The organism is Gimesia chilikensis (genome assembly GCF_007744075.1).
Classification (GTDB): domain Bacteria; phylum Planctomycetota; class Planctomycetia; order Planctomycetales; family Planctomycetaceae; genus Gimesia; species Gimesia chilikensis_A.
The window spans coordinates 1,885,008-1,898,779 of the sequence record NZ_CP036266.1 but is presented as its reverse complement, the minus strand read 5'-3'; the positions used below and the strand labels follow the sequence as shown (position 1 = coordinate 1,898,779).

General features: G+C 54.3%; 10 protein-coding genes. 7 read left to right on the top strand and 3 right to left on the bottom strand.

The features are described 5' to 3' along the window. Positions 1–182: 182 nt before the first annotated feature. From HG66A1_RS07280 to HG66A1_RS07265, 4 genes are all read left to right on the top strand, one after another. On the top strand, positions 183–1,088 hold the full coding sequence (locus HG66A1_RS07280) for a DUF1559 domain-containing protein (protein WP_145181527.1): 906 nt from the start codon (positions 183–185) through the stop codon (positions 1,086–1,088). Between the two features lie 82 nt (positions 1,089–1,170). Beyond that, positions 1,171–1,584 carry a hypothetical protein gene (locus tag HG66A1_RS07275; RefSeq protein WP_145181525.1) on the top strand — a complete coding sequence of 138 codons (414 nt, stop codon included), beginning with the start codon at positions 1,171–1,173 and terminating at the stop codon, positions 1,582–1,584. Between the two features lie 12 nt (positions 1,585–1,596). Continuing rightward, positions 1,597–2,721 (top strand): sialidase family protein, encoded by a 1,125-nt coding sequence (locus tag HG66A1_RS07270; protein ID WP_145181523.1) that lies wholly within the window; start codon positions 1,597–1,599, stop codon positions 2,719–2,721. Positions 2,722–2,855: 134 nt separating this feature from the next. Then, positions 2,856–5,870: a PQQ-binding-like beta-propeller repeat protein gene (locus HG66A1_RS07265; protein ID WP_197997021.1), complete on the top strand. Its 3,015-nt coding sequence runs from the start codon at positions 2,856–2,858 to the stop codon at positions 5,868–5,870. A gap of 23 nt (positions 5,871–5,893) precedes the next feature. On the opposite strand, the gene HG66A1_RS07260 is transcribed toward HG66A1_RS07265, so the two are convergent. Further along, positions 5,894–7,060 carry a hypothetical protein gene (locus tag HG66A1_RS07260; RefSeq protein ID WP_145181518.1) on the bottom strand — a complete coding sequence of 389 codons (1,167 nt, stop codon included), beginning with the start codon at positions 7,058–7,060 and terminating at the stop codon, positions 5,894–5,896. Positions 7,061–7,368: 308 nt separating this feature from the next. Between HG66A1_RS07260 and HG66A1_RS07255 the strand changes: the two genes are divergently transcribed. After that, positions 7,369–8,472: a hypothetical protein gene (locus tag HG66A1_RS07255; protein WP_145181517.1), complete on the top strand. Its 1,104-nt coding sequence runs from the start codon at positions 7,369–7,371 to the stop codon at positions 8,470–8,472. An 82-nt stretch (positions 8,473–8,554) separates the two neighbouring features. Here the strand turns inward: HG66A1_RS07255 and HG66A1_RS07250 are convergent, their stop codons facing one another. Together HG66A1_RS07250 and HG66A1_RS07245 are read right to left on the bottom strand one after the other, a co-directional pair. After that, positions 8,555–8,944, bottom strand: coding sequence for a hypothetical protein (locus tag HG66A1_RS07250; protein ID WP_145181516.1), 390 nt, complete (start codon positions 8,942–8,944; stop codon positions 8,555–8,557). A gap of 92 nt (positions 8,945–9,036) precedes the next feature. Beyond that, positions 9,037–10,005, bottom strand: coding sequence for a DUF1559 domain-containing protein (locus HG66A1_RS07245; protein ID WP_145181515.1), 969 nt, complete (start codon positions 10,003–10,005; stop codon positions 9,037–9,039). Positions 10,006–10,762: 757 nt separating this feature from the next. Between HG66A1_RS07245 and HG66A1_RS07240 the strand changes: the two genes are divergently transcribed. Together HG66A1_RS07240 and HG66A1_RS07235 are read left to right on the top strand one after the other, a co-directional pair. After that, positions 10,763–12,175, top strand: a complete 1,413-nt coding sequence (locus tag HG66A1_RS07240) for a response regulator (protein WP_145181514.1) — start codon at positions 10,763–10,765, stop codon at positions 12,173–12,175. Positions 12,176–12,361: 186 nt separating this feature from the next. Then, positions 12,362–13,759, top strand: a complete 1,398-nt coding sequence (locus HG66A1_RS07235) for a neutral/alkaline non-lysosomal ceramidase N-terminal domain-containing protein (protein ID WP_145181513.1) — start codon at positions 12,362–12,364, stop codon at positions 13,757–13,759. Positions 13,760–13,772 lie beyond the last annotated feature (13 nt).

Genomic DNA, 13,772 nt, shown 5'->3' with positions numbered 1-13,772 from the left:
AACCTGCTGCGCCTCGTTCGAGAAGCAATTTTCCGAAATCGGACTCATTTTTTCATTTTGATATTGAAAATATATCGAACCATCACAATGATATATCACAATATATCCACCTTCTATTGCCGGGTATATTCTCAAGAGCGTCTCATTCCTGTCCCTGTTGATCTGTTTCTGGAGATTTTCCGATGTCAACAAGTAAAAACTCCCCTATACGACGCGACGGATTCACGCTGATCGAACTCCTGGTGGTAATAGCCATCATCGCCATTCTGATCGCCCTGCTCCTGCCTGCGGTTCAGCAGGCCCGGGAATCGGCGCGCCGCAGTACCTGCAAAAACAATCTGAAGCAGATCGGACTGGCGCTGCATAACTACCACGATTCGCACAGCATGTTCCCCTTCGGCCGCAGCTTTGCTGATAATTCCAACTCGGCGCCCCAGAACTTCGGTTCGCACATGTGTGCCACCATGCTGCTTCCCTTCCTCGATCAGACCAATGTTTACAACCAGTTTAATTTTCTGTCTGCCTTCAACTCAGCCGCAAATGCGCCTGTTACCCAGCAGAAAATCAACGTCTTCATCTGTCCCAGTAACCCGCAGGATGAAGGACAGAACTGGACCGGCGCCGGAGGCCCCAACGACTCCTGGGGCAGCCATTATCAACCGGTCGCACACAGTGGTAAAGACGGGAACCCCGCGCGGGATGGACAGGATGCAGTCGGTTTCAATAAGGACGGCATGTTCTACCGCAACTCGAAAACCAGGTTCCGCGATATTCTCGACGGATCCAGCAATACCCTCGCGTTCTCGGAAACCGTGGGCGATACTCCCGGTTCCCACGAACTTTTCACCTGGGGTGCCTACGGTGGAGGCGGCATCGGAGTCCGTAGCGGGATCAATGCCAACTTTCCCCTGCTCTCCGGCTGGAACTGGAACGGCGATGACTTCACCGGCCCGGCGAGTTACCACACCGGAGGCTGTCATTTTTTACTGGCTGATGGCGCGGTCCGCTTCCTTTCAGAAAATATTGACCTGGGAACGTTACAAAGCCTGACCACACGGGCCGGAAGTGAGGTCGTGGGAGAATTCTGATCTTCCCGGCTCAACACAGGTCGTTTCTCGTATTCATCGCCATCCGTTGTTAACCCTCTCGTTATTGATTTGATGCCTGACCATGCAGAACTTTTTTATCTTAAGCGTCTGTTGCCTGCTGCTGTCGAGTTGTGGAAGCAAGACAGGCGGGCAGGATTTTACTTCTGTTGCCGGAGAAGTCACCTACAAGGGACAGCCGATTCTGGACGGAGTAATTCGTCTCTCACCTGCGACTGGAACCCAGGCACCGGCCCGCACCACGCAAATTAAATCGGGACGCTATCAGTTCACCGAACGTAACGCAGTCAAGTCCGGGACATACCAGGTGGAAATCTATGCTTATCGTGGTGGCTCCAGCCTGCCGGGAGATAAAACCGCAGACTCCCCGGAACGGGAACAGATTCTGCCGGAACAATTCAACACGCAGTCTGAAATCGAAGTGCTGCAGGTGCAAACCGGCAATGGCGAAATTCAACAGGATTATCACTTTAACTGAAAGAAGCGATTCATGCCTCGTTCTACTTCCCTTCACGGACTCTGTCTGATCCTGGCCTTTATTCTCGGCGGAGAGATTCAGTTCAGCAGCCTCAGCCGCGCCGAATCACGACTGCTTGTCAAAGCGACGAAAGAACTCCCGCGACACGGGGAAGGCAGTCTGCTGACGCTCGACAACGGGCGTCTGCTGCTGGTTTACACGCAGTGGTATCACGGGACCGGCAACGACCACGATCCTGCCCGCCTCGTCGAGATTCATTCGGATGACGGCGGCAAAACCTGGTCCCCCCCGCAAACCGTGCAGGAAAATATCGGCAAAATGAATGTGATGTCAGCCAGCCTTGTCAAAACGACGAGTGGCAAAATCCTGCTGCTCTATATCCGTATCGACAGCAATCGGTTTGCCAATCTCTGGTACAAAGAATCGACAGACCTGGGAGCATCGTGGAGCGAACCGAAGCAACTCTCGCATGGTAAACAGGGGCTGATCTTCGCGGTGAATTCTGCCGCAATCCGGCTGAAATCAGGACGCATCCTGCTGGCCGCCTATGGTTCTCCCAGTGCCTGGCAGAAAGACGAGCACTTTGTTTCTTTCAGTTACTATTCTGATGACGAAGGGCAGACCTGGCATCGCTCTGACAACCAGGTCGACTGTCCGCTCCGGGGTGCAATGGAACCGGAAATCGAACAACTCTCTGACGGACGGATTCTGATGCTGATTCGCACTCAAACCACACGCATGTACCGCTCATTCAGCCAGGATGGCGGACAGACCTGGAGTCCGGCAGAGAAGACCGACATCGTGCATCCCGAAGCCCCCATGCTGTTACAACGGATTCCTGGTGAAAAGGCACCATTGATTCTGATCTGGAATAATGCGGTCGTCCCCGGAGCAGACCACCAGGGACCGCGCACGCCTCTCACACTCGGGCTGTCCTACGATGATGGCACCACCTGGGGAAAACTGATCAACATTGAAGACAATTCCAAAGGCTCCTACTGTTATGCCAGCATGGACTTCCGTGATGACACCCTGCATCTGGTCTATTATGGACCGGGAGGACTGCGTTATCGAACGATCCCACTCCAGCAGATCTTAAACCATGATCTAAAACAGAAATCCGCCACACAGGAGTGAGGGTAACCTGCTACGCCTTCTGAGAAATCAGACAAATGAGTGACCGTTTCGGTGACAATGGCTCTTTGATGGTTTACCATAAACACATCAACCCACGCCGATATTCACGCCAACCAGTCGCTCAGAGGCGCTTCATGAAATTCCCGCCGGTTTTCCTGTTTCTGTTTATTTTTGCATGCAGTCCTGAGTTCATTCTCGCCGACTGGCCCCAGTTTCGCAGCGATGCCGCCCGCAGCGGATCGACAGAGGAACCGCTCCCCAATCGCATGGAGCTGCAATGGACGTTTCGGACTCCGAATAAACCGACGCCTGCCTGGCCCACGCATACCCGCATTACTTTTGACGAAGTCTTTCAGCCCATCGTGGTGAATCAGACGGTCCTCTTCGGCAGTTCCACAGACGACCAGCTGTACGCCCTCGATCTGAAGACCGGTCAGCTCAAATGGAAATTCTTTACCGAAGGACCGATCCGTTTTGCTCCCGTTGCCTGGAAAGATCGCATCTTTGTCGCCAGCGATGACGGCTGCCTGTATGCATTGAATGTCGCAGACGGCGCGCTGCTCTGGAAAAAACGGGGCGGCCCCGAACGCAAATTCATCATGGGCAATGATCGTCTGATCTCACACTGGCCCGCACGAGGAGGCCCGGTCGTCCTCGGTGATCAGGTCTACTTTGCAGCCGGGGTCTGGCCTTCCGATGGCGTTTACCTGTATGCCCTCGACGCGGAAACCGGAGACGTCGCCTGGAGCAATCAGAACTCCGGACAACGCCTCATGAATCAGCCGCATGGCGGTGCGAGTGCCAAAAGCGGTGTCTCCTCACAAGGCTACCTCGCTGCCAGCCAGGACCAGATCTTCATGCCCACCGGCCGCGCCGTCCCCGCCGCCTTTAATCGGACGACCGGTGAATTTCGCTATTACCATCTGCAGAAAAATCAGCAGCGCGGCGGCTCGGAAGTTATGCTGGCCGACCAGTTCTTCGCGAACGCGGGCTGCCTGTTCGACCAGCTGACAGGCGACCTGTCACAACAGACCGGAACCGGCCCCATCGCGGCGACTCCCCAGGGCATTCTCCGCGGCAGCGGGCAGTCACTGGTTTACAGCACGTGGACCGACACGAAAACCAATGACCGCAAGGGCAAGCCGATCTCGATCAGAAGCCTCAAAGAAAAACGGCTCATCCCCCTGGATTATACGATCACCGATGTCATCATCGCCGGCAATGACGCCTATTGTGGTTCGCACAACAAGGTCACCGGCGTCGACTTCAAAGGCCAGGCCAATACCTGGTGGTCGCATGAAATCGAAGGCACCGTCCGTGGCCTGGCAGCCTCTGATGAATGCCTCATTGCCAGCACCGACCAGGGAGTCATCTGCTGTTTCGCCAACGCACATCCACCGGAAACCGTCGAGGCACAGCCACAATCGCCCGTTTCCACGAGCCCGCTCTACCAGCAGGCTGCAAAAGCCATCTGTGAGAAGACCGACGTCTCCACCGGGATTTGTGTCGACCTGGGCGCCACCAACGCGGACCTCGCCCTCGAACTGGCCCGCCAGTCCGACTTTCAGATCTATGTCGTCATGGCGGACCCCGACCAAGCCCAGCAGGCACGCGAACGCCTCGCGACAGCAGGCCTCTATGGTTCGCGGGTCGCCGTGCATCTGGCTGATCCCAAACAGGTCCCTTATTCTAAGAACTTTGCGAACCTCGTGATCTGCTCGGCTGCGCTGAATCAGGATGTCTCTCCGGGAATCCTGAAAGAAGCCCGCCGGATTCAACGTCCCTTCGGCGGCCAGTTCTGCTGGGGATCGCTCGATAACCTGCAGCTGGAAACCAAAGACGATCTCAAAGGGGCCGGCAGTTGGACACACCAGTACTCTGATTCCACGAATACGGTGAATTCCAAAGATGAAATCGTCAAAGGTCCGCTGCGCATGTACTGGTATCGCGATGTCGACTTCCAGATTCCCAACCGGCACGGACAGGGTCCGGCCCCGCTCGTGAATCGGGGCGTCATGGTTGTCGGCGGACTGCACGGTCTGTGTGGACTCGACGCCTACAACGGGCATACGCTCTGGAAATATCAGCTCAGGAATAACCTGACCGACATGAACGGCATTCATCACGATGTGAGCACGGCCGAGGTCGGCAGCAACTTCTGTCTCGGGGGCGACTATGCCTTCGTCTGCAAAGACACCTTCTGTCATCAGATCGAACTGAAGACCGGGAAGCTGGTCCGCAAGATCTCCACCCCCGTCAGTCGCGACGATCCGAACCAGAACTGGGGCTATCTCGCGTACCATGACGGCGTGATCTATGGCACCGTCAGTAACGACGCGCATCACACCAGTCCCCGCTATCAAGGCATCAGCCTCCGCAATGAATCGGTTCTGTTTTTCGCCGCCGACGCCAAAACCGGGAACATTCTCTGGACCTACCAGCCCGAGTACTCGATCCGTAACAACGCAATCACCATTGGCAACAACAGCGTCTTTCTCGTCGATCGGGAAATCGCCAAAGCCGACCACATCAAACAGGCCCGCCGCAATGGTCGCCCCAACCCTCCCTCTCCGGAAGACGCACACCGCAAAGGCAAGCTGAAAGCCTTCCAGGCCAAAACCGGGGCTGACCTCTGGGAAGACAATCATGAAATCTTCGGCACCCAACTGGCACTTTCCGCAGACCACAACATCCTGCTGATGTTCTATCAGGGCATCCGGCACAAATTCTTCCGGCTCCCTTCTGAAGTCGGCGGGCGACTCGCCGCCGTCGATGCCAAAACAGGAAAACGGATCTGGGATATCGCAGCCGAGTACCAATCGCACCCGGTCATCAACGGTGACAAAATCTTTGCGCAGGGGGGCGCCTGGGAACTGAAGTCCGGGAAACCAATCCCCTTCACCTTCGAGCGCTCCTATGGCTGCGGCCAGATCTCTGCCAGCAAACACATGATGGTCTTCCGCTCGGCCACACTCGGGTACGTCGACCTGACCCGCAAAGCCGGCGTCGAAAACTTCGGCGGGATCCGCCTGGGCTGTTACATCAACGCCATCCCGGCCGGCGGCCTGGTCCTCGTTCCCGACGGCTCGTCCCAGTGTAACTGTTCTTACCAGATGCAGGCCTGGTTCGCCCTGGAAGGCAGTGAATGAATTTTGCCCGGACTACTACCAGTTCAGTTTAATTTAAACAGATCTGCTTTCTGTTCGGGAAAGCCACATGCCACCAGGAGATTTATATTTTCAGAATAGACGTCATCCTGTACTTGATTCAACAAATCGAGGATGGCATACCGAACTGAACTTGATTCAATCTTCTGGTATGTACCGATTCGATTACACAGCGACAGGACGACCTCTTTCTGAGATTCAACAGAACCACAGGTCAGGATCTCGATGACGTAGCTTACAAACCAGCCATCATAAAACTGGATGTCTTCCCGATGAAATTGATTAAGCTGATCTGCTTCGCATAGTGAAGCTAAGAGGAGATCGATAGACTCCCTGTTCAGAGAGAATCGCCCATGAACAATGGCAACGGCCATCCGCACCAGTGGACCGAATGCTTCGCCTCGATACTTCTCCAGTTTCAACAACTCAGGGCTGAGCCCTGCCTGATAGATCAGTAACCCGGCAGCCAGAATTGCATTGGCAACCGCAGCATCTTCCGTTTCCGATTCCAGTTGATCCAGAATATGGATGAGAGACTGCTCAGCCTGTTCCGGAAACCAGGCCAGCGCAAAAATGGCGCTCTTCCTGATTTTGGGATCAGAATCGTGTGTAAGTGGCATCAGGATATCCAGTTGCCTGAATACCTCCTGATAACATAGGACTTCAACCCGTAGGCTGTAATATTCATATAGATAGGCACCACGCTGCTCGCGAGTCATACCCTGTTCAGCATCATCTGCAGCCTGCCGCATAGCAGCCGGTTCCACCCCCTCAGGCAGCGACTCTTCCGGGTAACCAATCGCCAGGTGGACCAGATAATCAATGATCTCCTCTTTCGAGTGAACCTTCTCTGATAGCAATAAATGAAACAGAAAAGACACAACATAAACTGCCGACAGGGTCCTCATCCCTTGATGAAAGACGGTCGTATAGAGCGTTAAAATGGCTCTCTCACGTACCTCGGGATTATCACTGGTTAACTTCAATAATACGACTGGTACTTCACTTGCAGATCCGTAAGCATCGAGCAGGTAATCCCACTCGTAATTGAGGGTTTTCAACGCCACAATCAATCTCTCTCTTTCGACCACCGCATCCTGTCCACATTCGGCTTCCTCCGTCAACAGCCAGTCCTCGACGTGTTTCAACCATTTCAGACGTTCTTTTTCCATATCAGGACGCTTCTACTCAAATTTTGATCGACTTAAATCTCAGTCAGGACTGCTGTGCTGCGATCAGTATCTTTCATTCCAGTAACATCATCAACTCAGTCAGTTGAATCACTCTTTCAAGAGGGCTCCACCTGCCAGGAAGTTCACGCTCCAACGATTAATTTCATTTCCTTCGAAAAAATCGGTTGTCATCTTCCCACCGCTCCGTTAATTCCTGCATCGGGCCGTTTTCTATGCAATTCCGTTGCAGTGATTGCTGAAATCGTGCTGAATTGAGTCCCTTCACTCATAACGGGAGAGCCATGCTGATGAAATACCTCATTGCGTTTGTTGCTGTCGCGGGATTAATTACGACGGGCGTCTCATCTCAACAGCCACGTGGCAGAGGAGATCGTGACTGTCATTGCCCGGGAGGTCCGCCACCCGATCCGTTCATGGTCCTGTTCGATACCGATCAGGATGGCCGTATCTCCACAAACGAAATGGATCAGTCCGCAGTCGCCCTCAAGAATCTCGACCGTGATCAGAATGGCAGCCTGACCCGGGAAGAACTTCCCCGTCCTCCCCGCCCTCTAGAAGATCAGGGACATCGACGCGATGATCGTCACGGACCGCCCCCCATGGAGCGCGGCAGACATCAACATGCAGAACGTCCCGGACATCATGGCCCCCCGCAGCGGGGCGAACGACCAGACGCCCATCATGAACGCCCGCGCCACGGGCACGATCGACATGAACGTGACCGTCGCGAGCAAGGTCGCCCGGGTCCGTCCTCCGATCGCAACCATCACGAAGGCCGCCCTCACCACGGTCCGCCCAGAGAAAATTCCCCACGAAAAAATTTCCCACGCGAGTATTCTCCGCGACCGCCCCGTCCCGATCGTGATCACATTGACGCGCCACTTCCCCCTGCTGTTTCCGAGAACGTCCCCGCAGGCACCGTAATCATCGAGGGAGGCTACGAAACCGATCCCCGCGATCATGGTCGCCCTGTGAACCTGATCGCTGCTGCCCTGGGTGTCGAGCCCCAGGTCTTTCGAGATGCATTCAGCAACGTCCGGCCGGCCCGCAACGGTGCCCCCACGGAAGCCCGGGCCCGCGCCAACAAAGAAGTCCTGCTGGCGGCCCTCGGCAAATACGGCATCACCAATGAACGACTGGACGAAGTCTCCAACTACTACCGCTATCAGCCCCACAACGGAGAAGTCTGGAAACGAACGCCCGCTTCAGCGACCGCCGTCATCAAAGATGGTAAGGTGACTGGTTTCAAAATCACGCGCGCCGGCTCCGGCTATACAACGCCGCCACGGATTACCGTCGCCGGTTATCCCGATCTGCAGATTACCGCAGCTCTCCAGTTCGGACCGGATTTTTCACAGAACGGCAGCCTTAAATCACTGACCATCAAATAGACGTAAAAAATCCGCTGATCACATCTCTGTCTCCAGAATGCGATCAGCGGATCTGTCTGTTTGATTTCACATCGAATGCCGACTACTCAGCGGCTGCCCCACCAGAGAGGGAGCTCGCCTTCTGCTTGAGCACCTCCAACTGGGCTTCGATCTTATCTTTCGCTGCAGAACTCTGATACAGCTCCTGCAGTTTCTTTGCTTCATCCCGCAATTCGATATAAGGGCCTTCGAATTCGGTAGCATACGATTCCAGTGATTCCATCAGAATCGACAGTTTCTGTGCCGCCGCTTTGGGCTGTTTTTTGGCAGAGGCAATGAATTCATCAATGGATTTCTGCACCATTTCGCTTTTTTCCGTATCGCTGGGAGGAGGCGTAGAGGGCGGACCACCACAGCCTGCGAGCGATACAGTGAAGAGAAACAATGCCAGGCAGCAGAGCAGTTGTCTGCCGATACCAATACTGATTTTCATTTGTCTAAGCCTTTGTCTTCTGAATTAAAAAAACAGCTCCAATTAAATTCATTGGAGCTGTTTGTGTTTACGAATTCGTGATCGCGAATCGTTTAGAATTCACCAATTACGTTACCATCAGAAATTGACAGCAGATTCAGATAAGTATTCTGATCAATGTTTTCTGAAAGGAAACGCACAGCACCGTCACCCATGGTAGCATGTACGCCACCAACATGGAAACTGCGTGCCGCCTGGCCGGAAAGAGTCCCGGTTCGGTCGGGGTTATTCCGACGGTTAAAGTTGTTATCGGTGGTATTATTGGATGCATAGGGAGTCGCGTCATAAACTTTCGCGTTCGGTGTCAGAATCCCGTTGTTATTCCGTCCTGCGAACAGAGCCCCGGTACACCAGCCCCAGGCCCCCTTGTCATCAGAGGTGACCTGACCGACAACGATTTCACTCAGCATGATCGAGTTGGACGATCCATCAGTGACGTCACGGATTTTCGCGCCATTCTGAGCTACCGCACTGAAGAAACCACGTCGGTTCGGATTGTTGAAGTCAGTACGTGTCATGGTTGAACCAGCGCCTACCGATGCCGCATAGGTGATTCTGGAAAACCCGGTGAAATCCTGTGTCAGCAGACTGCGATCAACGCCGGGCTGAGAAGGACAGATCAGGCTGGGAATCTTCGCCTGCAACACGCTGTTAGTAGTGCTTGCATTCGCACTGCGGGCCTTCAGAGACATGTTGTAATTGTTGTACAGGTTGGCCTGATCCATAAAGGGCAGAACCTGTACGACCCAGGTCGTACCCCAGTCAGCGTGACGTCCATCTTCCGGAGCGGAACCGATACCATACCAGACAGCTCCCGGAGGAAATGTGCGGTGCGTATCGTGATAGTTGTGCATCGCCAGTCCGAGCTGCTTCAGATTATTCTTGCAGGTACTGCGGCGAGCAGCCTCGCGTGCCTGTTGCACCGCGGGCAGTAAGAGTGCGATCAGAATCGCGATGATCGCAATGACCACCAGCAATTCAATCAAAGTAAAACCTCGTTTTGCATTCATCTTTGAGTGCATAGTTTGGACCCCTTACACTGTTAAGATTGTGATGAATCCGTACCGGGCAGTACGGAATGATAGAATAATAATGGTTCGATATGAGCGCTTCACCCGGGGAGGAACCGTGATCGGAAAGAGGCGGGTATCGTTGGAAAACCGACGCACTCAGAAGATCTCGAAGAACGTATTCTTCGTTAAAGCCATGTGAATTTTATGTAAACTTGACGCGTGGGCAATCTATACATCCTTTAATTCGAACCGGAATTCATAAAAAACAGTCGATGTTCACCACACATTCACCACTTACAGACAATTAACAACTTCCTTTACTAATCAGAAATCAGTTTGAATTGAATCTCCTCCCTGCTCACGCTGACTATTTCCTGCAGACTTATTACGTTGATTTCGATTCGATTCAGAAAATCAAAGTCAGAAAACATCCCCTGAATCTGCATTCTAAAGATGCCCAAAACGCCCCATGCGGACACTACTTTCAGTCACCTTCAATCAAAAGCAGCCAGAATCGGTCAGGGCAGCCACGGCGATCAGGCTGCTGGAAACCACTCACTGAAGAAACAGGTGTTTCCCTTAAATCCGCGTGTGTCTCCCAGACTCCACAAAATCAGGTTCGCGCCTGACGAACGGCGACCGATAACGAAGAAATCCTGAGATAGAAAGCCGTTTTAAGAAGACATGCATCAGGTTCTCATACTTCAGAAGACGTGATGCGGCAGCGGTACTGGCCCGCTCGCTTAACCAGTGGAGTCACGCGGGAATGCCCAGACCCGATTTATCACACACACAAGTTTCGCAGATTCTCAACAGACTCGAAGAGTCGGTGCGGGAGACATTCCGCGAAGCGTTCTCTCCTCAAAACAACCCCGTGCCCTCCAGTCTGCCAGTCGTCCCTCAACAGCCTCACCAGGACACATCCACTACCGAGGAAACAGAGACAGCCCGGTTGCGTCGGGAACTGCAGGCAACGCGCGAAGAACTCAAGCAGGCACAGGCCGTCGCCGCTGCTGCAACACGCGCCCGCTGCGAATTCCTGGCTTACATGAGTCATGAAATCCGCACACCGATGACCGCCATCCTGGGTTTCACGGAACTGTTGCAGAATAAAACCCTTTCGGATGAAGATCAGAATCGAGCCGTCAAAACCATCCGGCGTAACAGTAACTACCTGCTGGATGTCATCAATGAAATCCTGGAACTCTCCCGACTGGAATCGGGACTTCTCGAAATCGAAAAGTTGCAGGTCCATCCCATCCAGATCGGACGCGAAGTCGTCGACCAGTTATCCGAACAGGCCCGCGCGTTGAATAATACGATTCATCTGGAAATCGAAGGCACCGTTCCGGAAACAATCCAAACCGATCCCACACTCCTGAAACAGGCGCTGGTCAACCTGTTGACCAATGCACTCAAACTGACCACCGAGGGACACATCCGACTCACACTCAGCTGCGAGCCGTCACAGCAGGCCTTCTGCTTCCGTGTCAGCGATACCGGCATGGGCATTCCCACCGATCAGCGTCAGCACGTCTTTCAACCTTTTCGCCAGGCAGCCGCAACGACGACAGACAAGCGAGGAAAAGCCGGCTCAGGATTTACGATCATCAGCCGCATTGCAGAACTCCTGCAGGGCGAAATCCGCCTCGAACAGGACGCCTCAGAGCACAGCGAATTCACTTTTGCAATCGCGACCGGCCCCTTGGATCAGGTCCGCATGCTGTCATCACAAGAGGCTGGAGAACTCGATCTACCCGATCCCCGATCATTCTCCGCCAACAGTCGCCTGCAGGGGCGCATCCTGGTAGTGGAAGACAATCTCGACAATCAGCGGTTGATCCGCTTCCTGCTCAACCGCGCTGGTGCCGAGATCATGATTGCCGCGAATGGACAGCAGGGTGTCGATATGGCCCTGCAGTCGGAATCCCCTTTCGACCTGATCCTGATGGATCTGCAGATGCCCGTCCTCGACGGCTACCAGGCAACCATTGCCCTCCGCGCCGCAGGTTACACAGGTCCCATCGTTGCACTCACCGCGCATGCACTCACGGGCGAACTCGAACGCTGCCTGAGCGTCGGCTTTGATGACTGCCTGACCAAGCCCATCGACCGCAACGTTCTGATTCCTCAGATCGCCGCGCGACTCGCCCGCAAGTCGACCTCCGTCACGCGCTGACGTTCTCTCACACGCCTCTCAACGCGCGTCCTCCCAGTCCCAGCATTATTTTCTTTACAGATGCTTCTGGCGACCTCATTCGCTCTGATCCTTCGAATCCCCTTGCGATTTCCATTTTATAAACATACATTAGAATTTAACCGATTCACTCAGAGCTCCTGTTTCCCGCACACAGAAAGCAGCAACATGCCCGGCCTCACCTTGCTCTCCCACACACTCCGCCTCCCCCGACGTTCGTTTCTGCTCGCCTTCAGTGTTCTGCTCCTGGGCACGACAAGTCTCGCGGCTGCAGAACAGTGGCACGCCGGTTTAGCCAAGGCCAAAATCACTCCCGAAACCGGTGTCTGGCTGGCTGGCTATGGATCCAAACGTGCCCCCGATGGCAAGCTGCATGACATCTGGATGAAAGCCCTCGCACTTGAAGCACCAGGTGGCGAACGCGCTGTCCTGATCACCAGCGATTTCCAGGGCGTCCCCAAAAGCATGAGCGATCGCGTCTTCAAAAAAATCAAAACGAAGTATGATCTGGAACGCCGCCAGATCATGTTTACCTTCTCGCATAATCACTGTGGGCCCCGGCTCGGAGACGACCTTTACGATTACTATCCCACCACGCCGGAGCAGGATAAAACCGTCGCCGAGTACACGGACCGTATGGTCGAAAAAACCGTCGCCATGATCGGCGAAGCACTTGATAATCTCGCCCCCGCGACACTCAAGCAGGGCAACGGTCATACCACGTTCGCCGTCAATCGCCGTAACAACCGTGAAGCCGACATTCCCAATCTGCTCAAAGCGGGGAAGGCACTCGTGGGCCCCGTCGATCACGACGTCCCCATCCTGACCGTCACCCGCCCCGATGGCCAGCTGGCGGCTGTCCTGTTTGGCTATGCCTGTCATCCCACGACACTCAGCTTCACAAAAATCTGTGGCGACTATCCCGGCTTCGCACAACTGGAGATCGAAAAAAATCATCCGGGCACCCTGGCCATGTTCGTCAACACCTGCGGCGGTGATCAGAACCCGCTCCCCCGCCGGAAAGTCGAACTCTGTGAAAAATACGGACACATGCTGGCTGTCGCCGTCGAAGAAGCCTTAAAGCAGCCGTTGCAGAACGTTTCCCCCGGTTTAAAAACCGCTTTCACTTATGTTGATCTTCCTTACCTCAAAGTCGTCACCCGCGCCGACCTCGAAGCGGATACCAAAAGCGGAAGTGCCATCAAACAAAGGTGGGCCAAACGGCTCCTGAAAAAACTGGATCAGGGAGAGACCTTCCCCTCCGCCTATCCCTATCCCATTCACGCTTGGCGGCTGGGCAAGGAAACCCTTATGATCGGCATGGGCGCCGAAACCGTCGTCGATTATTCACTCCGTTTCAAACGCGAGTTCGGCCCGGGCACCTGGGTCTGCGGATATGCTGACGACATGATCTCCTACATCCCATCCAAACGGGTCTGGCTCGAAGGAGGTTACGAGGGGGGCTCGAATCTCTATGAATACGGCCGTCCCGCTTACCGCTGGTCCGAACAGACGGAAGATCTCATTTCAGAAACCGTACACAAGCTCGTCAAACAGGTCGAGTGACCTGTCTTCCTCA

Bases quoted from the DNA above. Each gene is read 5' to 3' on its own strand.
- HG66A1_RS07280 (WP_145181527.1), top strand. From the start codon at position 183: ATGTCAACAAGTAAAAACTCCCCTATACGACGCGACGGATTCACGCTG.
- HG66A1_RS07275 (WP_145181525.1), top strand. From the start codon at position 1,171: ATGCAGAACTTTTTTATCTTAAGCGTCTGTTGCCTGCTGCTGTCGAGT.
- HG66A1_RS07270 (WP_145181523.1), top strand. From the start codon at position 1,597: ATGCCTCGTTCTACTTCCCTTCACGGACTCTGTCTGATCCTGGCCTTT.
- HG66A1_RS07265 (WP_197997021.1), top strand. From the start codon at position 2,856: ATGAAATTCCCGCCGGTTTTCCTGTTTCTGTTTATTTTTGCATGCAGT.
- HG66A1_RS07260 (WP_145181518.1), bottom strand. From the start codon at position 7,060: ATGGAAAAAGAACGTCTGAAATGGTTGAAACACGTCGAGGACTGGCTG.
- HG66A1_RS07255 (WP_145181517.1), top strand. From the start codon at position 7,369: ATGAAATACCTCATTGCGTTTGTTGCTGTCGCGGGATTAATTACGACG.
- HG66A1_RS07250 (WP_145181516.1), bottom strand. From the start codon at position 8,944: ATGAAAATCAGTATTGGTATCGGCAGACAACTGCTCTGCTGCCTGGCA.
- HG66A1_RS07245 (WP_145181515.1), bottom strand. From the start codon at position 10,005: ATGCACTCAAAGATGAATGCAAAACGAGGTTTTACTTTGATTGAATTG.
- HG66A1_RS07240 (WP_145181514.1), top strand. From the start codon at position 10,763: ATGCCCAGACCCGATTTATCACACACACAAGTTTCGCAGATTCTCAAC.
- HG66A1_RS07235 (WP_145181513.1), top strand. From the start codon at position 12,362: ATGCCCGGCCTCACCTTGCTCTCCCACACACTCCGCCTCCCCCGACGT.